This is a genomic window from Peribacillus sp. SIMBA_075 (assembly GCF_046534585.1).
Genome location: NZ_JAWRYN010000022.1, coordinates 50,424 through 73,310 on the forward strand (window position 1 = coordinate 50,424; position 22,887 = coordinate 73,310).

Below are 22,887 nucleotides of genomic sequence, written 5' to 3' on the forward strand. Positions count from 1 at the left end.
TTACTATGGGAGACAAGGTTATCAATTTGAACTAAACACGGAGGTTACTGACATGAAAAAAGGAAAAATAGTCGCACCACTCTTGAGCTTAGCTGTTTTATTGCCATCCACTACAAATGTATTGGCTCAACCAGATAAACAAGTTTCAGTACATAAAGTCGAGTTTATTGGGATGAATGCGCCTGATACGCAAGACCAGCGCTCAAAGATGTACAGTGAAGCATCAGTTAAGGTGACCTACACTAATGGTTCCCAAAAGATGCTACCTCTTGAATACAAATCACTGTTCCAACCTGGGGATGAATTTAAAAATGGCATTGCCGGTGCTGCCTATGATGTAAAAGGCAATATGATTAAGAGTCCTGAAGGCACCCCCTATATTTCTACTGCACCTGACAGCAATACGGTCATAAGTATAAAAGGTAAATTGTATATGGTGAACCATTATGAGGCAATGCCTTCAAATGAGACTGGTAATATGCCAAAATCGATGATGTTAAATACTCTAAAGCAGAATAAGAAGACTGGAGAACTGACTGTAACAGATACAAAGCCGATTGATTTTTCAGCAGACGGTGGAATCTGGACCCCTTGTGCAGGTTCTCTATCTCCTTGGAACACCCATCTAGGCAGCGAAGAATATGAGCCCGATGCTAGGTCACATGAAGCAAATCCTGAAAATTCTGTAGTGACTCAATTTGCCCGTAACTATTATAACGATAAAACAGTCATAGGTAATCCCTATCTATACGGTCATACCCCTGAGGTAACCGTTCATCCTGGAGGAAAATCCACGGCTGTGAAACACTTCAGCATGGGACGACTTTCATCTGAAAACGTTAAAGTGGCTCCAGATAACCGTACCGTTTACTTCGGTGATGATGGTGCTTACACTATGGCTTTCATGTATATAGCAGATAAAGAAAAAGACCTGTCTGCTGGAACGCTGTACGCAGCAAAATGGATTCAAACTGGACAAGAAAATGGTGGTTCCGCTGATTTAAAATGGCTTAAATTAGGTCATGGAACTGATTCAGAAATTAAAAAACTTGCTCACAAGCTGAAATTCAGCGATATGTTTGAAGCTACAAATGATATAGAATTTGCAAAAGCGAATGGATTTAAACGAGTAAAAGCGGGTGGAAGAGATGAATGGCTAAAGTTGAAGCCTGGCATGGAAAAGGCCGCAGCTTTCTTGGAATCTCGTCGTTATGGTGCATTGCTCGGTGCGACTTCAGAGTTCAACAAAATGGAAACCGTTGAATTAAACAAGGCAGATAACAAGATCTATATGACTATGTCTACCATAGCTGGCGGGATGGAGGCTAATCCATCTGATCAAGTGGATGACATTCAGGTTCCTAAAATTAGTTCTGGCGGGATATATGAACTTTCGCTTGCCGAGGGACAAAAAGACCAGAATGGAAATACGATTAAAAGTAGATACGTAGCCAATGAGATGGCTGGTTTAATCACAGGAAAAGATCTTTCTTCTAAGGATGCCGCAGGGAATACGGCAGATTCCGAAAAAATCTCAAACCCTGATAATATCGTATTTTCTGAAAGAATGAGAACATTATTTATTGCCGAGGATGGCGGGAAACATCACAATAACTATGGCTGGGCTTATAATGTGGATACAAAGAAACTTTCTCGCATTATCTCAGCCCCTGACGGCGGAGAAGTGACAGGTATACAGGCACTTGATAATTTAAATGGGTTCACATATCTAATGGTCGGTTCTCAAAATCCAGGGAATGCAGGTTATTTATCTGGTCTACCTTCTCTTGATGATAAAGATAGTGAACGAGATGACGATGATAAAAACGATGACCATAATGATTAAAGAGGACTATTGCAACAATAACTGAGACAATAATCATAACAATAATAAAAAAGAATTATTGGAGAAATCCAATGATTCTTTTTTATATAGGTACTTTATAAATCTGAGATAACTTTCTAGGCGTTATCACATGTTTCATGCAGAAACGGTAACGGGAGTTATCAACTAACAAATCATTATACCCTATAATTTGCGCAGCTTTTTTCACTATTGTTTTTTTGTCTTTTGCTGAAGTTTTTACCAGAAGCAACTAGGAGGTTCTGCGTGTGTGTGTCCAATACAAAGGTCTATTGAGGATTAAAAAGTAAATCATGGTGTATTTAAATAGAAAGCAACACTATAAAAGAAGATTAAGCTTAAATAAAAAGCGAAATGGGAAAAAAGCAGACGCAACTTTCTTTTCCTCAATGCTGCTATATTTCCCCTCCAAAGATAGCCACATTCTGACGGTCAGGACCAAACTCTCGCCCGTTCCATTTCAATACAGTCTGTACAAATCCGAGTGAGTCGGCATTATACATCCCGGCTATCCTCTGATACGCTTCTAGCTCATATATGCCGTCCCTATTAAAATCAACCGGATATAAACCAGATAAAGGATTGACCCATCCTTCTATCGGTGCCTTCAAAACACCATTCTTATTATAAATTTCAGATAAATATCCCTTATCCTTATTCGTAAGGTCAAGAATATACTTTTCCTTCAGGTAATAACTGTTCACCATTACTTTGTATTGATTTTCATAAGTCACATCGTACTTATATGTTTCATTGAATGAATCAGAATTAAAAATATTCATAAGTTGACCATTAAAATAAGAAAATACATACGCATAAATAGTACCACCGCTCCCTCCTGTATCAATGACCACTAATATGTCATCCCCCTTGTTAGCCGTGAAATCACCAAGTATAAGGGTCGGATTGTATCCAGAGTTATTTTTTATGGGGATTTGTTCATTTTGGTTAGTCCTCCCATTTTGGATAACCAAAGTTAAATTCCTCCAAAATGGGCTTTCAGGGGTTTTGTTTGCGGTAAGAAAAACATTGTCCATTATCCCGTCCCCATCAATATCGCCTCGCTTTTCAGTCACTATGATTGTTCTGTTCATGTTAAATTCTCTTAAAAGAACAGATTGGAGGCTCAATTGCATTTCTAGCAGTTCCTGCTTTGAAGGATAAGGATTTGGAAACGACAACGCGTTATCAATCGTTTGCAGTGCTTCATTCGTTAATCCGGCTCTTACTTGAGTCTCAGCCAAACAGTACCAATAATAAGGGTGATTCGTTTCTTGCATTTTTGTGAAATAGTAATGAATCTTTTTTCTGATATCATCCGTAACCATCTTCCTCCCATCTGTCTCAATTAATTTCAATATAAAATTATATGCAGGAATTTGGGGCATATCCTTGGAGTTTTTCATGACTTTGGGTCTGGCATGACCTTAAACGATGAGCTAAGCAACTTAAAAGAGGATTTTCTTTAGGCTGTGGATCAAACATCAGGTTTCCCGAATTATTACTTTCTTCTTATTGAAAAATATTTCATTTTATGTCAATTGAAACCGAATTACAAGTTTGTTATCTTAGAAGAATGAACCGGTTCATGACTATTTACTGTATAAATATTAGCCAATATAAGGAGAGATGAAACCATGACACAAGAACAGAAGTCAACGAGTGCAGTGGAGCAGTATGCTAACCTTATCCCCATGAGAGAAATTGATTCTAACGGAGATCAATTATTTCCATTTCCAATCTTTAATGATTTACGGCAAAAAAGCCCTGTAAGGTATGACGAGTCTCGAAGTTGCTGGGATGTGTTTCGATATGAAGACGTTCATTTTATTCTAAAAAATCCAAAAATGTTTTCATCGGAACGAGGTTCTGGAACTTTGCAAGGAAGCATTTTGACAATGGATCCTCCTAGACATACGAAAATGAGAAACTTAGTGAACAAGGCCTTCACTCCTAAAGCAGTAAAGGATTTAACAAATAAAATCGAAGAAGTGACACTTTATCTTCTCGATCAAGTTAAAGAGAAGGGAACTATGGATCTCGTTCATGATCTTGCTGGTCCGTTGCCTGTCATAATAATTGCCGAATTATTGGGGATCCCTACTAAGGATCGGGATCTTTTTAAAACTTATTCCGATGTTCTCGTGGAAGGGGCTAAAGACAATTCAAGTGAAGCCTTCCAAAGAATGACACAAAAACGCAAGGAAGGAAACGAGTTTCTTAAAGAATATTTCAAAAAAATAATTAAAGAGAGAACAAATAATCCTGAAGAAGATTTAATTTCGCTATTAATAGTGGCAAAAATTGATGGGGAGAAATTAACAGAAGAAGAGTTACTATCTTTCTGTGTTTTATTATTAGTTGCGGGGAATGAAACAACAACCAATTTAATTACAAATGCCGTACGCTATATGACAGAAGATAAAAAAATACAAGAACAAGCTAGGACAAATCTGCCTTTAATACCAAAATTGGTAGAAGAAACATTACGCTTTTATCCTCCAATACAGGCAATTGGCCGTATTGCAAAGGAACATGTCAAAGTTGGAGGCAAAACAATCCAAAAAGGGGAACAAGTGATTTGCTGGGTAGCTTCGGCAAACCGGGATGAACAAAAATTTGCAGAGCCTAACCAGTTTACGTTAGAAAGAAAGTTAAATCCTCATTTGAGTTTCGGGTTTGGTATTCATTTTTGTTTAGGGGCCCCACTTGCACGTCTGGAAGCTGAAGTAGCTCTCATGACTCTATTAAGTACATTTTCCAAATTGGAAGATGTAAAAGGGACTAAGCTGGAGGCGATTCCAAGTCCATTTGTTTTTGGAGTGAAAAGCCTTCCTTTAAAATTCACAAGATAATGTGCCTTGCTGCCTAAGATTAAAACATAGATTGGTCAATATAAAGCCCATCAATAACAAAAAATGAGGTTTTTCCATATAATCCTAATGGAATAGAGACCGTATTAGTTACGACCTTTCCCATTGGGATTATTCGGAAATGGTTTGTCGAGTTTGAACCCTATATTTATTATTGAAGTACTCGGATTTTAAGAACTAAAAATACAAAATCGAAAATGAAAATCACAAAATGGTTTTCACTTTCGTTTAAATACTATTTTGGGGTTAGCGCATCTAACTTGTTCACTTCACTTTGGCATGCTTTTCTTTACCAATTATCCGTTTTATCTAATAATTGATCAATGTCAAATGTATCGAGATGGAATGGAATTGACTCCTCGGCAATTTCTTCAGTATCTAATAGCAATTGGTCAATATTAATTATAGCCAAAACAATTCGCCTTCCTTTTTTCACTTTTCATATTAAATATAATAAACATTACGTTTACTAGTTAAACCTTTTGAGGGTATTATTTGTCATTTATTTAAGTATTTAATGCAAAAATGAAAGAAGTCATGACACAGTCCGAAGAAATAGTGAGAAAAATATTTTGTGTCTTTTTTTGTTTTATGTTCAGATAGGGATATTGTGAAGGTTTCTATTTAAACTAACAGATGCGCTAGTTCATTAAGGTACGAAAAAGATCAATCCTTTTTCAAAACATCCCCTTTCTATTTATTCATTTATCAAGGTTTCTTGTATTAACTTGATAAAACTTTGTTTCAAAGCCACACTTTTCCGATTTACTTTTTTTCTAAATAGCTATAAATCGGTGTGTCACTTTCAATGAACGATTTCATCATGTCAATATCCTCGGTCCAAATTTTTCAAGACGTCCACGCGCTATAGCAGCAGAACGTCCTGCAGCCGAGCGTTCCTCAATCAAATTACGATCAAATTCCGCAAACGCTGCGAACAGGTGAAACATCAATAGACCCGTTGCCATATTTGAATTTTCTTAACGTTGTAAATCCGCATTTTTCTGACGCTCTCCTTTTAGTAATGTTTATCATCCTAAAAAGACGCATGAATCATAAATAAAAGAAGAAACCCAATAGCCAATTTAAAGTGCCATTTTTTATCTTTTCTTTTGAATCGTCTAAGCCCCATAAATAGGAGGAAAATCAAAAGAAAAATAGCGAGAATTCCCGTGATATGCGTAAAGTCCCATTTAAATCCTCTAATGATCGCCAAATATCCATGAAGAAAAACGACTCCAGTAGATGCTAACGCAAGGGGAACATGCCATTTTCTTACTAACTTTCCGAGAAACTGGAGGGAATTTTTTATTTGAAAGTTCCTCCACTTTATCGTTTTCAAACGTTTCCACTTTAATAAAAGAAAAACAGGATAGATAGCAAAAACGGCAAAATATAAAATTCTTGAAATCGACCCAAATTGTTTTACGATTATCTTAAAATGTTTGTAATCTTGCATCATTAGCTGCTGATGATTAAGGGAAATAAGTAAAAGTCCTATGAAAAATAAACAAATGGTTATGGTTAAACAGATAATGATGATTCTTAGTTCTTTTGGATTTGGAATATGGCTGGATAAAAAGTGATTGTTTTTTCTTGTATTCCGTTTTGAACTCATCGTATAGTACCCCTAGTCCTTTGAATGGAAAATATATTGTCAGTATAAATGAAATTGGATTATTTTTATAGAATCCACGGAAATATCTAAAACTATACTTTAGGAAAACTAAAGAACCCTCCTTTATCCATCAATGGATAAAAAGGCAGGGCAGTCTAGCTTATTATGATTAAAATATTTTTTGGAATTATGGATACGGGATACCTCCTTTAATTTTTTTATATAATAGACTATAGGAGTTAAATGAATGAAGAACTTCAAAAATTAATTAATAATTTAATACAAATTGAGCATGTTCAAGCCTCAAGATTCTGTTATTAAATGTATGAAATTTTACATAATCATACATTCAAATTCAAGTGAAAGCTCCCCCTATTTGGGTAGAATTAAAATTCCGAATATGTACAAGTTAAGAAACCTGCGGTAAAGCACCCGTCAATTGGAGTATGTGTTACGTGAAATGGTGCTAGGACCCTAATCATTAGAAGCTTGAACAATCCATTCATATCTTTTTCGCAAAAAATACTTCATAAAGGGAATACTAAATTGAAGATGTTCCTTACATAAAATATCATAAAACCATCAGATGGCAATTCTAGAAAACCTTACTTAAGCGGAAATCAACAAGTGAACGGGGGATGAGTGTGAACGGGAGAAATACTGCATTACTTATAATTGACCTTCAAATAGGATCATTTTCGGAGACGAAACTCATATATAAAGAAGATGAATTATTAAAAAATATTCAATTCCTCATTTCAAAGGCCCGAATTGAGCAGGCCCCTATTTTTTTCACGAAACACAATGGTAAAGCAGGAACACTTAATTACAAAGGAAATCCTGGATGGGAAATTCATCCGTCGATCCCTCTTTTAAAAGAAGACGTTATAATTGAAAAGGATTATCCTGATTCATTTCAACAAACGGATTTACAGCAACAATTAGTAACCAGAAAAATAAGTCGAATTATCATTACGGGAATTCAATCGGAAATATGTGTAGATGCTACTTGTCGTCGTGCATTTAGCCAAGGTTATGAAGTTATTCTTGCAGAGGATGGTCATAGTACAAGTGATACTAACATTTTAAACGCTTCTCAAATAATCAATCACCATAACAACATACATGCCGAATGGTTTGCCAGTGTAAAGAAAACCGAAGAAATTTTCTTTTAGTAATTTCATAAACATACAAATGTGGAAAAAAAGGGGAATATCAGTCATCCCTCAATATAAAAAGAACCTCTATTTTAGGAAGATTGGGGATATCCATGCCCGCCTTCAAAGTTCTTGTCTCTTTGGAAAAAAAGGAAGAAAGTGACTTCTGATAAAATTTCGCCTTAATGAACTCTTCTTTTACATCACCTTTCATCTAATCATTAGTGTACCTATTGTTCATGACCAGCAAGTGTTCGGTTGGCTGACCTTTGATCATTTAGGAGAGGAATTTGATTATTCAAAAGATGAACTGACTCTACATGAACAGGGTCGGAAAACAGCTACGTTTTATATTTATTAGGAAGGATGATGAAGTACCAATTGATACCGACCTACAAATGACGGAGATGAATCCATTTGCTGGCGGAGGGAAATAACAATAAAAAATAGCCAAACTGCAGTTTAATGACAAAATTCAAAGCTAAAAACCGTACACAAGTAGTCGTCTACGGATTTCGCTTAAGTCTATTAAAGAAATATCAAGATTCCTTTATCCATAATTATTCTTTTACAGCAGCTGCCATATCATAATCATATGAAGCGGCTTTGAAGTAAGATCCTGCCGTTCCGTTTTTTGTCCATATATAATATGATTGAAGGAATATCAATTCATGTACTCATATTTATAATCGCCTGTTTTTTGAATACTAACTTCCACCTGAATATTACGAATGGAGTCCTCATTTAGGGTGAAATCATTTTTGGAAATTTCTTTCCACTTTTTTATATCCTTTCTGTAGATAACTCCTTCTAAGTTATAGATATCTATATTTTTTTCAAGGGCGAATTTGTAAGTATCCCTAATTTCTTTCTCTAATGCCCCCTCCGTTTTTTCTTTAAGTTTGGTCAAGGGGATGTTTCCTTCCTTATCCATAACGGCACCATCTACTTCAATTGAAATATCGAATTCCACCTTATCATTTACATAAATTGGTTTTATTTTGAATTTAGGCCTGAATAGAGATAATTCAATATTGGTGTTTTTATTGATTTTTATGGCAACCGGGGACCTTACCGTGGATTTTGTTAACCATCTCACTCCCCCAAGATGCTTATTTCCTATCTCCCCCTTTAGTTGATTATTTTTAATAAAATAGGCCCCTGATAGTTTTACGGTGTCCTGTGATTTTTCTTTGAATTTCCACACCTCAGGTTTTAACGAAATCTTCGGTAGTTTTATTGTCATTCCTGTTTCATAATTTTGTGTATAAAATCTATGGATCCTGATGGGCTCAACAAAGGATCTCAATTTATAAATATCATTCGGATTGAAAATGCTCGTTTGCAAAGAAGAGCCGAATAAACTATTGACAAAGAGGAGTTTTTCTAAGGAATCATCGGTTCCATATAACCAAGTGGTTTCCCTGATTTGCTGAAATCTTAAAATTGGATCATTTATGTTGTCCAATCCATGTTTTAGTATTCTTCCAGAGAAAATGATCAATTTAACATGAGCCCAATAAATATACTGATTCGACCTTTTATACATGTCATTCATGGCCTCATTCATGGTTTTCCCTCGCCCTTTCGCGACCCAAACAGGTGTTGGTTTTGGCTCCAGGCCTTCTTGTTTAGCCACACCGGCAAAAGACGTCACCTGCACATAAATGACATACTGACCATTCTGATAATCTATCCCCACCGCACTTATATATTGAATATCTTGAATATCTTTAGAATCCCAGCACCCACTTAAAAGAACAAGGCTCATAACCATTAATATAGATCTTAAAATCATTTTCATCAGCCATTACCTTTTGTTTTGTCCTTAGTTTTCAACATTTCAGGCCGTTTCTTTTTAAAGAGATATGGCTTGTCAAAGACACCGCCTCCTAGTAAATCTTTAAATGATATCGGTGAGATGGGCGCTAAATAGGGTAAACCATAAACCTGCAGCCTTGATAGATAGAGGACAATCGTGAAAACGCCCAGAAAAAAGCCGAATAATCCTAAAATGGACGAGAGGAATAATATTAAAAATCTTGCTATGCTTACAATCCCACCTAAGGACTGATTGATTAATGTATAGGTGGCTACCGCAGTAGTACCTGCCACCACTAACATCGTCGGGGAGGTAATCCCTCCTCTTATTGCCGCATCCCCTATAATCAAACCGCCCACAACAGCCAGTGATTGGCCAATTGCCCTGGGCAGTGTGATTCCTGCCTCCCGAAACAGCTCAAATAAACCCAAAATCAAGAAAGCTTCTTGTTGCGGTGATAAAGGCAACCCAAATCTAGATACGGTTATCGTCGCCAAAAATGAGAAGGGGAGCTGGTCTAATTGAAATGATATTAATGCTATATAAAAACCTGGAAGAAATATCGATACCAATAGTCCGATAATACGAAAGAAATATTCAAAATTTGTAAAGTAAGATGGAGTATGACGATCTTCCGCTGCTTTTAACAAGAATGTTATATTACCTGGACCAATTAAGGCAGTTGGTGACCCATCCACTAAAATGGCAAAGCGCCCATTATTTAAACTGGCTACAGTATAATCCGGCCTCCCTGTGTAATCAAAAACCGGGACCAGGTTGAACTTACTACCTGATAAAAATTCTTCAAGTTCAGTAGTTCCCAACAAGACATCTGTGTTTATTGAAGAGATTTTCCTCTTTACTTTTTCAATGATTTCTGGATTTACAACATCCTTCACATATAATAAATTGATTTTTGTCTTGCTTCTTTTCCCAATGGTAAACGATTGATTTTCGAGTGATGCGGTTTTATATCTTTTTCTGATCAACCCTAAATTAACAGAGATATCTTCAATAAATCCATCACGCGGACCTCTGATGGAAATTTCATTACTAGTTTCTTCGGGACTTCGATTCGGGATGCTTGGTAAGGAAAACATATATAATAATTCCAATTCTTCGAATAGCATCAGGACCATTCCTGAAAATACGTTTTCCTCCACCTCTTCTTTTGTTGTGGTTAAAGGGAAAATCCTACTGACTTTAAATTCGTCTTGTGGATCCTCAATAACTTCCTCTTCCTTCAGTTTAGAATTTATCAATACATTACTTTCAAGGCGTTCTAATGATTCCCACATTTTTTTGACATCGACCAGCACTTCTGAAAAAATCAAAATGCAAATAGGGGGCGGATCTGTTTTCCCATAAGATGTAATAGTATGCTTTTTGAATTTCACATCCGAGCTCATTCCGAATAGTTCATTGAAATACTCCGTTTTTATTTGGATCTCTTTAGAACTCCCCTCATTTACCTTGTTCAATAGAGGCTCCATTCTTTTTCACCCTTTCTTTCAAAAAAATGACTAAGCTAATGAATAAAGTTATAACCAAAATGCAAATCACACTCAATTTAAAATAATATCGGTCAGTAAAATCCCTGAATGTTGGAATGTCGATCGGTATCCAAAGCGCAATGATTAAGGTGACTGATATAACAAGCAATAAAATATTTTTCATTTTTTTTGATTTAATTTGAAACAGTTCCCCCATTAGGAAAATCGATAACGATACACGGATAAATGCACCTGAAAGCCATTGGTATATTGATAAAAAATCCAGCCGGTTCAAATACTTACCCATGGTCAGTAACCTCCATTGAGCGTATGCAGGATTGTTGATTTTAGCTGCCTGTTCCGGACCAAACTCCGTAATGGAGCCTATTATTGGTCCCATACTAATAAACAAAATAAATAACCCCAAAAAAAGTAAACTCCTGAACTTTATTTTTGTATTTACAAACTGTTGAATCAAAACGAGAAGAAATATCTCTGAAAAACCTCCACCTAGTATTACGACCCCATTCCATACAGGTGTAACCTCATTTTCAAAAATTGGGAAGAGCAAGGAGTAATCCTTAAACTGCATATTTGCCGTCATAATCATAAATCCAAGAGCCACAACAAGGGGCAAAACCAATCCCCCGGCAATTGCTATTGTTTTGATTCCGGCTTCGGCAGCAAAAAAGCATAGGATGATGAAAGGTATAAATAATATATATTCTGGCGTTTGAATCATATAAGTACTGTTTACCCACGAAAATGTGCTATATAAAGTGACAAACACGTTTAACATAATATATAAGAAGAGAAGGATTTTTATGGACCAGGCGGCGAGCGGATGACTGTGAGTATGAAGCCAGCCAATGATAGGCTGTTGCTTTGTTTTGTTTATTATCCAATAAACCATAGGAAGCCATAATAGTAAAAGCACCCCTGTACCTAAAGCACTGATCCATGAATCTCTTCCAGCCGCACCAAGCAGTGATGGCAAAACTATAACATGGTTCATCAACCCAATAGATAGAATCAGCACCATTGTTGCTTGAAAAGTAGATATACTTTTTATCATATGACACATCCCCTCTCTTTTAATATGAGGAGGCATTTTTGTTTTTATTCACACTGTGTATCATTTCTTTAAGGATTGATAGATAATTGAACGTCACCTCCCGTTTTAATAAGCTCAGCTGAATCAACTGTATTTATCATTGGCTTTACGATATCAAGTAGTTTAGAGGCATTTTTTGTTAGAAGTCATTTAGTTTTACAGTCTTTTTAACAAAGAAAAAACAGACCGAAATTTTGAAGTCGGTCTTTAATCCTTATAACAGTTAACAAAATTTAACCTTATGGAACTCCTTTTATTGAGTTAAATGAACAATTATTCAGACAACGTTACTCACTTTGCTTCATCGTTTTTTTCTGTCTTTCCAGATAAAAACCATCCACCCAAAGCAATAAGAAGCATGACTGTCCAAAAGATTATATTCCAAATGGGCCCTTCAACAAAATCATGAGGAATAATGTGCATGGAAGGATGAGCAAGAGTATGCATTAATAACTTAACCCCTACCCAACCTACGATTAACATTGCTGCTGTTTCGAGGCTAGGTCGATCTGTCAATATCTTAACGAAGTAACCTGCAGCAAACCGAATGACGATTAAGCCTGCAATTGCTCCTATTAATATAACAATGAATTTAGCCCCATCCATACCTCCAATATCGCCCATGGGGGTATCTGGCAAGGCAATGACTAAAGCGACTGCAGCTAAAATGGAATCAATGGCAAAGGCAATATCAGCTAATGCAATTTGTGTAACGGTCATACGGTAGCTTTTGACTTTTTTTTCTTTTTCCCCGTGGTCCTTTTTTAGTAAATGTTTTAAAGAGATGAAAATCAAATACGCAGCACCAATCGCCTGGACCTGCCAAACGTGGAAAAGGTAGGAAATGGTGAAAATTGCACCAATCCTGAATATAAAAGCTAAAAGTAATCCAATATTTATTGCTTTTTTTTGCTGTTCTTTTGGTAAATGCTTCGACATAATGGCTAAAACCAATGCATTATCAGCAGATAATAAACCTTCTAAAAAAATTAAAATAATTAAAACCCAGCCATACTCCAATAATAAAGATAGTTCCATAATACCTCCCTATAACTATGTATAAGTATGTGTAAATGACTCAATATCGTCTTTATACATCTAACCGGAATTATAAACCCTCCAACACTTTCTCCTCCATTATTGTCCCATTGTATCCACTTCCTTATTCAACCCTTCCGTCCCATATACTCCATAAGAAAAAGAGCTGCCGAAGCAACTCCCTTCTTGAAGTTTGGCTCTATAATATATTCCTTTATGCTTAAACTTAGTTCCCATTGAGGAAAATTGAGGTTTTGTTCGGCAAGCATCAACTTTGTTTAATTACCGAATCAGTAATTAATCCCCTTTAATTCCATTAAATGGTAATTCCATAAAATGTCCTTGTAATGAACCTAGCTTCTGCTGATGTACCAGATATATTCGTAATACTGTATTAAGAAGTAAAAGGATTTAATAAATACTTTATTGATAGATGGTTTATAAAAAGGGAGGGATACAGGTATGCATGAACTGATAGAAAAAGCGAAAGAGCTTCAGGGGCAGTGCATGGAAAAAAAGCCTTGCAGACATTTATATTCACACGTTACAAGAACGATTAGATGCTATCGAAAAGAATGGACATGATCCTTTTTCAGATTTTAGCGATGCAGAAATGCTCCAGTGGTTTCTTCACCGGCGAGAGCATTTAAAACAGCTACATGAAAAGTCCGCCAGCACCATACAAGCCTATGAGCGAGAACTTATTTAATTTATTGATCAATTACTCACTTATTAGGCAGAAATCCATGTAGATGTGGAAAAAGTTTTGGCGGACTCCCTCCTTAAATCCCCCGGCACATTCGAATGTAACAGGAAGGTTATCAGAAAAAAGCCCCTATGTCGTAACAAAAGGAGCTTATTCTGTTGCCACATTATCCAGAAAGACAACCATCTAAGAGTTTCTTGAAATTCCTGTTCGAAGCAGGCTATATCACTGAACCAATTCATGAAGTTTTATTTAAGAAAGCATTCGAAAAGATGATCGGCCCAACTGTGATTTGGGACCAAAGGGAGTCATTCAGCTACCTGATTATTTCAGGAAAATCAACCACCCCATCGTTTTTCGATTATTCCTCACTAACGATACGGCATGTCTAATGAAGAGTTTACAAGACTCCGAATCAAGGATCTGTATTACGATTCCATTACCAGCATGTATTTTTTAGAGTTCCTAGGTAAAGGAAATAAAAGAAGGCAAATACCATTGAAAGAAAAAGGAATGAATAGAATTCGAATGTTCCGTTCAGCTAGAGGAATCGAGGATATTGATGCAGCACAAGGAGTCGACCCCTTCTTAAAGACCGATGAAGTTGATGTCCATCAGATTATGAAGAGCCTCGGCCATAAGCAGCTATCCACTACAGAAATTTATTTGGAGAGGGTTTTTGAAAAAGAACTCCATGCGATTCATTTGTGGTAATAAGATGTTTTTGGTGAGTGTATATAATAGAAGAAAGTCGTCATATTTAGAGAAGTTTTTGCTGAATTTTGGACCCCATTTGAGTGGTGCACCCTTAAAAAAATTGATTCGAAAATGGTTAAAGGTTGAAGATATGAAAAAAGGTCGAGATTTAATAAAAGATACTCTCCATACCTTGCAATTCAAACGTATGATCAAAGGGGAGAACAAGTCATCTAGAAGACTTGTTCTCCCCTTTTTTTGAATAATCATTCTTTGTATACCTAAGCCTAACGTGAATTTGCAACATATCTCCATCTTTTAATTTTTCTAATGATATAAGTCCGACCTTCGGTAAAGACCAAATTAACTTTTACTACTCCATGAATCTTGATCCCTTTTAATATAGCCTTTTTGTTCTCATTGATAATTCTTGTGATAGGTTTAAAAGTCGGATACCAATTCTCTAGTAAAAAACGGAACAGCCAATATTATCTTACGATGAGCAGAAAAACTTCCCACTACAATACCTGCCTTATGAAACCTTTTCACATTAATAGGGCAAAAACAGCATCCCGACCTTATTCCCTTCAAAAAACCATCTCTTTGCCCATGAGAGTAGCATCATAATTACTACGAAAGATAGTAGGAGATGTCCCCTGGAACATTTTAAAAAGTCGGCTCATCCATATTGGAATATTTTCATTTTTGGTCTTTAAGAATGCTTGTACATTCTACTCGACATGATTACATAACTGACCGATGTTCTCGACTTCCACAACGACCACATCCCCCGAATTAATCGAGCAGCTGCCAGATGGTGAACCCGTGGCCAAAATGTCACCTGGCTCCAGTGTCATCACCTGCGAAAGCCAGCTGATTAGAAACGGAATGCTTAGAGACATTTGATTGGTATTCCCGTCTTGGACAACGCGGCCGTTTAATGTGGTCACAATCCTCAAATTTGTAGGATCTATCCCGGTAACGATGCACGGCCCCAAAGGTCCAAACGTATCAAATCCTTTGCCCCGCGTAAACTGTGGATCTTTTTTGGTAAGATCTCTTGCTGTGACGTCATTAAATATCGTGCAACCGAACACATAATCAAGCGCATCTTCTTCTTTGATGTTTTTTCCGCGCTTTCCAATGACAAGGGCCACCTCCCCTTCAAGTTCCACTTGGTTGGATAGATCGTTTGGAGGAAGGATGATTTTCTCCTTGTCTGCAATAAGCGAAGATAATGGCTTTAGGAATAGAAATGGTTCTACAAGGTTTGCCTCTCCCCCTGTTTCCTTTGCATGACCTGCATATGTCCAGCCGAAATTAACCACTTTCGAAGGTTTTACAGGTTCCAAAATTTTTACGTCACTATGTTTCAGCTCTACCCCGTCATACTTTATTTCCTTGTTGACAAGTTCAGCAAAACTGCTAGACAGTTGTAATATCATCTCATCATCAACAATACCGTAATGTATTTTGCCCTGTTGATTCTGATAGCGGACTATTTTTTGCGTTTTTTGTAGCACTTGCATAATGAATTAACTCCTTTGATAAGTAAGGTATACTTACTTAGATAATATATAATTCGGGTCTCACATAATCGCAAACGATGATTCCAACTCCGTAATAACCATAGCTCAACAATGGGCTCAGTAAGTGAAGCCCTGGTGGTAGATTGTTTTATTCGATGAAGTACGAAAACGGCTTTATACGATTTCATCGAAATGTTGAATAATGAGCAAGCAATGCAGTTGAAGCACTTACACTACTTTTAAAACAATAAGTCAGAGGGAAACATATGCGGTGGATTTGTTCATATGTCTGCACATCTTTTTTATTACATGGCGTTTTTCTTTTTTAAAGTGGAAGCATCTTGAGAGTGTTCCCAACATTCAACATTTTCAAGACCTTTAATGCTGTCTTTATAAAAAACAGGATCTTGACCAGCTTTTTTCTGTTTCATATAATCATTTAATGCTGCAAAAGCTACTTTTGATAATAAGAGAACGGCAATTAAGTTTACGATAACCATCAAGCCCATAAATAAATCTGCTAAATCCCATACAAGCTCGACTTTTGCTACCGCTCCGAATACAATCATGGCGAACGCGCCTATTCGATATAGAATCAACCATACTTTACCGTTGTGTAAAAATCGAATATTTGTTTCCCCATAATAATAGTTACCAATTAACGAACCGAATGCAAATAGGAAAACAAAGATCGCAAGACAACCTGATGCCCAGGAACCGATGTGTTCAGTTAATGAAGTTTGTGTAAGTGCAATACCAGTTAGCCCTGGTTGTTTATAAGCATCCGAAAGTAAAATAATAAATGCTGTGCTTGTACAGATGATTAGTGTATCCGTTAATACGCCAAATGCCTGAATAAGTCCTTGTTTCACCGGATGACTTGTTTTTGCCGTTGCGGCAACGTTTGGCGCACTTCCCATACCAGCTTCATTCGAGAATAAACCACGTTTAACGCCATTCATGAACGCAGCGCCGATTGAACCGCCTGCCAGTTGTTCAAAGCCAAACGCGTTATGAATAATAAGAGAAAGAATTTCCGGCATTTTGGTTATGTTCATCACTATGACAAATAATGCCATTCCAAGGTATAACACACCTAGAATCATCACCTTGTATTCAGCAATTTTTCCAATACGCTTCACACCGCCAAAGATAATCGCAGCGAAAGCAAGTGTCATGATAATCCCTACAGTTAAACGATCTGCACCAAATGAGTTCTTAAAAGCAATTGTAACGGTATTTGATTGTACAGAATTGAATACAAGACCGAAAGAAAGCGTAATTAAAATGGAGAATAATACTCCCATCCAACGTTTGTTTAATCCTTTTTCCATATAATAGGATGGACCGCCTCGGAAACCAGTTTTATCCTTTACTTTATATACTTGCGCTAACGTACTTTCTATAAAGCTGGTTGCAGAGCTAATAATTGCAATAATCCACATCCAGAATATCGCTCCTGGACCGCCTAATGCAATCGCAATCGCAATTCCTGTAATATTACCTGTCCCAACGCGGGCGGCCATACCAATACAGAACGCTTGAAAGGGGGAAACGCTGTCTGCAGAACCCTTTCTTCCTTCCAATAAAACACGGACCATTTCCTTTAACATTCTAACCTGTACAAATTTCAATTTAATTGTGAAATAAATCCCACAAGAAACAAGCATAATAATTAATAATTTTGACCAAAGGAAATCATTTGTTACGCCAATCACATGATGTAATAACTGTTGCATTTAAACACCTCTTATTAAAATTTAGTTAGCTTAGAAGATACTTGTTTTTTTCATTTTTAAAAAGGATCAACTTCATCAACTGATGAAGTCTGTCCAAAGACAGGGGTTTATAGTTCCTAAAAATTGGATTTAATGACTTAATGGCAGTATCTCAAAAAGATAACGTAATATCTGCTGCAATCGTTGTTTCCATCATTTCTTTTACCTTTTTGGGATCTGTTGTTTTTCCTAGCACCCACATCAATTTCGGCACAATTGCTTCTGTGTTCATATTTTTAGAACGCACTACACGATTATGGTCAATTTTCCGACCAACTTCATATATATCCATGTCTTCTCCTTCTTCTAGACATTGAGTCGTAATGACAACAGATACACCGTGCTCGGTTAATTCAATCAATTTCGCTAAAATGTTGCGCACTTGAAAAGGAATACCACCACTTCCATAGCTCTCCACAACCACTCCTTTATACAAACCTTTTAGGCAGTCAAAAAATTCTGGTTTTATCCCAGGATGTAATTTAACAACCGCCACATCTGTACAAAGTGATGTATCTAATTGAATGTGTTTATTTTTTTGGATATGAATGGATTTATTATATTCAATTATGTCATCATGTATCGATGCAACATACGGATAATTAATACTTTCAAAGGCATCATAGCTTTTCGTCCTAAGTTTAATCCCTCTTGTCCCTTGAATGACTTTGCCGTCAAATACAATATATACCCCACCTATTTCTTCACAAGCAAAACGGATGGCATCTGAAATGTTTCGTTTTGCATCTGTTTTACTATACGAAATAGGAATTTGCGAACCTGTAATAACAATCGGTTTTGATGCATCCTGTAACATATAAGAAAGTGCAGCTGATGTGTAACCCATTGTATCGGTGCCATGCGTAATAATAAATCCATCATACTGATCGTAATTTTCGTAAATAACATTCGCCATATCTATCCAAAACTCTGGTTGCATGTTGGTGCTATCAATGTTCATTAACTCCTTCGTATCAATATGGCAACGTACATTTAATTCAGGTATGTAACTTAATAGATCATCGGCATGCAGTTCAGGTGCAAGTCCGTTTTCTCCTTCAATTGAGGCTACTGTTCCGCCAGTCGTAAACAACATTAATTTTTTCAATGATAATGGCTCCCCTATCTATTTTTTACAATAAGTTTTTCAAAAGAAAGTATTCAATTCGCGTGCATTTATTCAATTCGCGTACATTTAATGTAATTATAGTTACATAAATATAATAATTCAAGATAAAAATATTCAATTTTCGTACACTTCCTCTACTTTTTGAATCCACAGAACAAATAATGAATATCAAAAAGGTAATTGTTTCAGTAATTTCAACTTAGATGTTTAGCATAAAAAACCATATACCTCAACGTGTTTATATGTTTTTAAAGAGAGTATTATATTTTTTCCCGACGAATGAAAAGCAAATGTTAACATCCTACCCAAAAACTACATCAATGAGTGAAGACCAAATGTTAACATCCTATTCTAAATGTTTTTATATACGTGAATCATTTCGCGAAATAATGTAGAATAATAATCTTCCAATTTTAAAATCTTTAATTGGGGGACAATTGATTTTATCCCATGTCGGATAATATACCGCCAGTCCGGATTTAAACATACAGTATCCTTAAAATTTCGTATTTTATCAACTCAACACTTTTTACAATCCTATCCATTTCAGCAGACAACCTAATACTTTTAAGTTTTAGGATTTCCATCTTATCAATAAGATTAATTGAGCTCTTGCCCTCATATAACAGGGAAAGGTGCAACATTATTGCGGCTTTTTGTTATATATTAATCCCATGAAATTAGAGCTTATTTTTTAGTACCTTTAAAAAACGAATAAAATTCAGTCTTTCCCCAAATAATAAGTAGACTAATAAGCAGGGAGGGATTTATGTGGATGTTAAACGTGTAAAACAGATTCTTTCTTCATCATCTGACATTGAGGTGAGATATAACGGCACTTCAGTATGGATTGATAATTTAAATGAAGACGGCAGAACTGCTACAGTACATCTCAGAGGACCATTAGAGGAAAAATCAGAAGTGGGCATTGATGAACTTAAAGAAATATAATGAATTTCAATTAAAAATAAGCTCTGAGAAGAGCCCAGGCTGTCGACAAAGTCGACAGCTGTTTTTTATAAAAAGTTTAGTAACAATATATTGTGTCCTTCTTTCAAATTTACAACTAAATATGCTAAAAGATAAAAAACCCCCTTTTTCTCCAACAATTCTTTTGGAAAAGGGGTTTGTCTACACTCTGCGCTCCTCTCTTATAGAGAAGAGCCTTTTCTTATTTCAACCTTAGCTTTTGACCGATATAAATTTTGTCCGGGTTTTTAATGCTGTTAAGACTAACAAGAGATTTTACGGTTGTTTTGTTGTTTTTTGCAATCAAGCTTAGTGTGTCGCCTTTTGTTACAGTATATGTTGTGGTTGATTCAGTTTTCAATGCACGGGAGTTGGGCGTCCTAAAAGAATTCACTGTATTTGTAAAATCCCTATAAGCTATATTCAAATCCACCTTTGTGCTGATACCACTTATCTTACCAGAATCGGAATGCTGCCAAATATCTGTGCTTCGTCCCAATGAGCTGTTGTATCGGGCAATCCACAAAGCGTACTTCGTCAATCTTGATTCATCTAAAGTATTTTCGAGAAAGTATTTACCAGTATAAAGCATAGCGGTGTATCCTGCTTCTTCGATAGAGTCTAAAAAAGCTATTGCTGCATCGGTTAACTTTTTTTTATTTGCACCTTTTTTATTTTCTTCAAGATCAAGAACAACAGGGTAATTTAAAGTAAAAGAGCTGATAGAATCTAAAAAATAAGCAGCCTCTGCCTTTGCCCCAGCAACAGTAGCAAACTTAGTATAGTGATAGGCCCCGACTTTCAATCCTGCTGCCAAAGCTTGAGGAGCATTTTCTTTAAAATAGGAGAGCTTAGGATAATTCGTTCCCTCGGTTGCTTTAATGAATACAAACTTCATGCCAGCCTTAGCAACTTCATCCCAATTAATAGCACCTTGCCAATGTGAAACATCGATTCCCTTTACATTTTCCATATTAATATCCTCCTCTTTTTTCAAAAGGAAACCAACTCTATGTTGCATGATTATAATCCTTTTTCAAATATTTTGATTTGATTCGTTTATATAAATACCTCATGGTGGAAACATACAGTCCTATTGTCCAAACTATAATTGTGGGGATATTATTGCCGTCATAAATACCATTCATTTGGTGTTTCATCTAAAATTTTTTTCAGTGAAAGCATTTAAAGTCGTTAAAAATCAGATTGAAAGTAAAGTGCTTTAGTTTCCAACGTTAATTGTATGACTATTCTGATTTTATCAATATTAGAAGGGGAGGGCCGGCCGATATTACTAATCTTTTTTTTAAATTTGAAATCGCATATTTCAAATCATACGAAATGGATTATTCTGCCGATTTCCTTTGTAGAGTTATAATGAAAATAGTTCCATAAAAAAAGGCTGCCGTAGCAACCCTGTAATTGAAGTAAGGCAATCTATAGTTGATCAAGAGCAGATAATTCAGCTCTTGTCATTCCTTATTACTTTCCTAGCTCTTTTCGAAAAGGTAAATATTAAATTTGTTTATTATTATCTAATTGTTTTTGACTTCCTGACTAATCAATTTGAATCCAATACTCTGAGATTTTTCATCTTCAATTCAATATACAGCACTTGCTTTAACCGATGTAGAATGCAATGGATTTCAAATCAAGTGTTTATGCTGCTGCTATTAAATCGTTTTTCTGTTTCCTTTTTTTCTTGTTCTTTTTCTTATAACTCCACATATAGACACCAGTAAACATCAGAATGGATGGAGTAAGGCCACCAATGGTATACAAAATTTTTGTAATTAAGCCACCAAAACTACCCGTATGTAACGGAAGGTGCCATGTTTGATAGATAAGTCCACTATTAACATGTGGGTCTAACTTGCCCACAACTTTTCCACTATACTGATCTAACCACACTTTCACATTTCCTTTTCCTGGATCATATGAACGACTAAGACGAAATTCCACTGCGCCTTCTGGAGTTCCCCTTTCCACCTTTTCGGGCATTCTAACTTGCATAAGTTTTCCCTGTGGTATGGCTTTTTCAGCCCTATTTAACAACTCATCAAGTGGAAGCTTTCCAGTTGGAATGGTTTTTGAGATAAGCTGCTCTTCTGGAGGCATTACCTTTGCTTTTGCACCAAACCAACTAAAAATCATTTCATCATACACAAAAAGGGCCCCTGTTAGCGAAACGACCAATAAAAACGGAATGGAAAATCCACCAATGACTTTATGTAAATCAAACTGCCTTACATATGGGTTGGCATTGCGTCTCATTATAAACCCACGTGCCAATTTTTTAATCCCCGGCCACCATAAATATAGTCCTGATAAAGTTATAAAAAAGAAAATAAATCCAATCGTACCGATGATTTTCTCACCATTGAAGTCTTTTAACAATAGCTGTTCGTGAAATTCCTTTATCTGATTAAATAATGCTTTATCCCCTAATGTTCCATTTATGTATCCTGTTCCTGGATTGACATATATGCTTTGTTGCTCCTCTCCTTCCTTTAGGCGGAATAGATAAACGCCACGAGCATTAGGTTCACTTGGAGTGTATATACGCTCAATTTGTCCTTTTGGATGTGATTCTGATATAACCTGCACGGCTTGCTGATACGTAACTTTTTTCCCTTCTGTAACTTTGTATAAATTAGGATGCAGTATACTGTTTAGTTCAGGTTCAAAAACAAGCAAACTTCCTGTTAAGCCAATCAGTACTATAAATACCCCAACTAGCATACTAAGCCATAAATGAGCTTTTGCAATGATTCTACGTGTTTTCATAAAAATGCCTGCTTTCCAATAGTAATTAATTTTGAATGATAATCAATAATATAAAGATAATGATAATCATTGTCAATTAAAACTTTAAACAACCCCTATTGGATAATCTTTTGAGGCACTTAAGCATAAGAAAAGGGATGCACATAACCCTGTCAAGTAGACAATAAAAAAAGAGTATTTCAAGCTGCGGCCTTTTCTCGATATTCAATCGGGGAAAGGCCGTTAAATTTTTCCTGGAAGCGATCCGTATTGTAGAAGTCTATATACTCCTGAATAGCTACATAAGCTTCCTCTGCTGTTTTTGGACATACCAA

17 protein-coding genes and 1 pseudogene are annotated in these 22,887 nt (G+C 36.1%); 6 read left to right on the plus strand and 12 right to left on the minus strand.

Translation table 11 applies throughout. The annotated features are described in order from the left end of the window. The first annotated feature begins 52 nt into the window (after nt 1-52). On the plus strand, nt 53-1,846 hold the full coding sequence (locus tag SB775_RS16410) for a PhoX family protein (protein ID WP_410862251.1): 1,794 nt from the start codon (nt 53-55) through the stop codon (nt 1,844-1,846). Nucleotides 1,847-2,259: 413 nt separating this feature from the next. On the opposite strand, the gene SB775_RS16415 is transcribed toward SB775_RS16410, so the two are convergent. Beyond that, complete coding sequence (locus SB775_RS16415; protein WP_250211821.1) at nt 2,260-3,000, minus strand: VCBS repeat-containing protein; 741 nt, start codon at nt 2,998-3,000, stop codon at nt 2,260-2,262. Between the two features lie 501 nt (nt 3,001-3,501). On the opposite strand from SB775_RS16415, the gene SB775_RS16420 reads away from it, so the two are divergent. Beyond that, nucleotides 3,502-4,719: a cytochrome P450 gene (locus tag SB775_RS16420; RefSeq protein WP_410862253.1), complete on the plus strand. Its 1,218-nt coding sequence runs from the start codon at nt 3,502-3,504 to the stop codon at nt 4,717-4,719. A gap of 783 nt (nt 4,720-5,502) precedes the next feature. Here the strand turns inward: SB775_RS16420 and SB775_RS16425 are convergent. Then, nucleotides 5,503-5,702 (minus strand): annotated as a pseudogene (locus SB775_RS16425) (recombinase family protein); the annotation flags it as partial. Nucleotides 5,703-6,999: 1,297 nt separating this feature from the next. Here SB775_RS16425 and SB775_RS16430 point away from each other — a divergent pair. Beyond that, the gene (locus tag SB775_RS16430; protein ID WP_410862255.1) at nt 7,000-7,530 is read left to right on the plus strand and encodes an isochorismatase family protein; all 531 of its coding nucleotides are present in this window, start codon (nt 7,000-7,002) and stop codon (nt 7,528-7,530) included. A gap of 646 nt (nt 7,531-8,176) precedes the next feature. Here the strand turns inward: SB775_RS16430 and SB775_RS16435 are convergent. From SB775_RS16435 to SB775_RS16450, 4 genes are all read right to left on the minus strand, one after another. Next, nucleotides 8,177-9,316: a Ger(x)C family spore germination protein gene (locus SB775_RS16435; protein ID WP_410862257.1), complete on the minus strand. Its 1,140-nt coding sequence runs from the start codon at nt 9,314-9,316 to the stop codon at nt 8,177-8,179. Further along, nucleotides 9,316-10,827, minus strand: a complete 1,512-nt coding sequence (locus tag SB775_RS16440) for a spore germination protein (protein WP_410862259.1) — start codon at nt 10,825-10,827, stop codon at nt 9,316-9,318. The genes SB775_RS16435 and SB775_RS16440 overlap by 1 nt, the downstream gene beginning before the upstream one ends. Then, on the minus strand, nt 10,799-11,902 hold the full coding sequence (locus tag SB775_RS16445; RefSeq protein WP_410862261.1) for a GerAB/ArcD/ProY family transporter: 1,104 nt from the start codon (nt 11,900-11,902) through the stop codon (nt 10,799-10,801). The genes SB775_RS16440 and SB775_RS16445 overlap by 29 nt, the downstream gene beginning before the upstream one ends. 330 nt (nt 11,903-12,232) lie before the next feature. Then, nucleotides 12,233-12,979, minus strand: coding sequence for a TerC family protein (locus tag SB775_RS16450; RefSeq protein WP_410862263.1), 747 nt, complete (start codon nt 12,977-12,979; stop codon nt 12,233-12,235). Nucleotides 12,980-13,843: 864 nt separating this feature from the next. Here SB775_RS16450 and SB775_RS16455 point away from each other — a divergent pair. Both SB775_RS16455 and SB775_RS16460 read left to right on the plus strand, forming a co-directional pair. Then, entirely contained in the window at nt 13,844-14,077 is a 234-nt protein-coding gene (locus SB775_RS16455; protein WP_410862265.1) for a hypothetical protein, read from the plus strand. A 106-nt stretch (nt 14,078-14,183) separates the two neighbouring features. Further along, on the plus strand, nt 14,184-14,399 hold the full coding sequence (locus SB775_RS16460; RefSeq protein ID WP_410862267.1) for a hypothetical protein: 216 nt from the start codon (nt 14,184-14,186) through the stop codon (nt 14,397-14,399). Between the two features lie 713 nt (nt 14,400-15,112). Here SB775_RS16460 and SB775_RS16465 read toward each other — a convergent pair. The 3 genes from SB775_RS16465 to SB775_RS16475 all read right to left on the minus strand — a co-directional run bounded on the left by SB775_RS16465 (nt 15,113) and on the right by SB775_RS16475 (nt 18,796). After that, nucleotides 15,113-15,910, minus strand: a complete 798-nt coding sequence (locus tag SB775_RS16465) for a fumarylacetoacetate hydrolase family protein (protein WP_410862269.1) — start codon at nt 15,908-15,910, stop codon at nt 15,113-15,115. A 305-nt stretch (nt 15,911-16,215) separates the two neighbouring features. Next, the gene (locus SB775_RS16470) at nt 16,216-17,649 is read right to left on the minus strand and encodes an alanine/glycine:cation symporter family protein (protein ID WP_410862271.1); all 1,434 of its coding nucleotides are present in this window, start codon (nt 17,647-17,649) and stop codon (nt 16,216-16,218) included. Between the two features lie 151 nt (nt 17,650-17,800). Then, the gene (locus tag SB775_RS16475; RefSeq protein ID WP_089364888.1) at nt 17,801-18,796 is read right to left on the minus strand and encodes an asparaginase; all 996 of its coding nucleotides are present in this window, start codon (nt 18,794-18,796) and stop codon (nt 17,801-17,803) included. A 792-nt stretch (nt 18,797-19,588) separates the two neighbouring features. Here SB775_RS16475 and SB775_RS16480 point away from each other — a divergent pair. Further along, the gene (locus tag SB775_RS16480; protein ID WP_061462608.1) at nt 19,589-19,768 is read left to right on the plus strand and encodes an H-type small acid-soluble spore protein; all 180 of its coding nucleotides are present in this window, start codon (nt 19,589-19,591) and stop codon (nt 19,766-19,768) included. 220 nt (nt 19,769-19,988) lie between these two features. Here SB775_RS16480 and SB775_RS16485 read toward each other — a convergent pair whose 3' ends face one another. The 3 genes from SB775_RS16485 to SB775_RS16495 form a co-directional block, all read right to left on the minus strand. Continuing rightward, the gene (locus SB775_RS16485) at nt 19,989-20,759 is read right to left on the minus strand and encodes a GH25 family lysozyme (protein ID WP_410862273.1); all 771 of its coding nucleotides are present in this window, start codon (nt 20,757-20,759) and stop codon (nt 19,989-19,991) included. A 686-nt stretch (nt 20,760-21,445) separates the two neighbouring features. Further along, entirely contained in the window at nt 21,446-22,573 is a 1,128-nt protein-coding gene (locus SB775_RS16490; RefSeq protein WP_410862275.1) for a PepSY-associated TM helix domain-containing protein, read from the minus strand. Between the two features lie 179 nt (nt 22,574-22,752). Continuing rightward, a partial coding sequence (locus SB775_RS16495) for an IS3 family transposase (protein ID WP_410862280.1) occupies nt 22,753-22,887 on the minus strand: 135 nt, incomplete at its 5' end.

Bases quoted from the DNA above. Each gene is read 5' to 3' on its own strand.
- SB775_RS16410 (WP_410862251.1), top strand. From the start codon at position 53: ATGAAAAAAGGAAAAATAGTCGCACCACTCTTGAGCTTAGCTGTTTTA.
- SB775_RS16415 (WP_250211821.1), bottom strand. From the start codon at position 3,000: ATGCAATTGAGCCTCCAATCTGTTCTTTTAAGAGAATTTAACATGAAC.
- SB775_RS16420 (WP_410862253.1), top strand. From the start codon at position 3,502: ATGACACAAGAACAGAAGTCAACGAGTGCAGTGGAGCAGTATGCTAAC.
- SB775_RS16435 (WP_410862257.1), bottom strand. From the start codon at position 9,316: ATGAAAATGATTTTAAGATCTATATTAATGGTTATGAGCCTTGTTCTT.
- SB775_RS16440 (WP_410862259.1), bottom strand. From the start codon at position 10,827: ATGGAGCCTCTATTGAACAAGGTAAATGAGGGGAGTTCTAAAGAGATC.
- SB775_RS16445 (WP_410862261.1), bottom strand. From the start codon at position 11,902: ATGATAAAAAGTATATCTACTTTTCAAGCAACAATGGTGCTGATTCTA.
- SB775_RS16450 (WP_410862263.1), bottom strand. From the start codon at position 12,979: ATGGAACTATCTTTATTATTGGAGTATGGCTGGGTTTTAATTATTTTA.
- SB775_RS16465 (WP_410862269.1), bottom strand. From the start codon at position 15,910: ATGCAAGTGCTACAAAAAACGCAAAAAATAGTCCGCTATCAGAATCAA.
- SB775_RS16470 (WP_410862271.1), bottom strand. From the start codon at position 17,649: ATGCAACAGTTATTACATCATGTGATTGGCGTAACAAATGATTTCCTT.
- SB775_RS16485 (WP_410862273.1), bottom strand. From the start codon at position 20,759: ATGGAAAATGTAAAGGGAATCGATGTTTCACATTGGCAAGGTGCTATT.
- SB775_RS16490 (WP_410862275.1), bottom strand. From the start codon at position 22,573: ATGAAAACACGTAGAATCATTGCAAAAGCTCATTTATGGCTTAGTATG.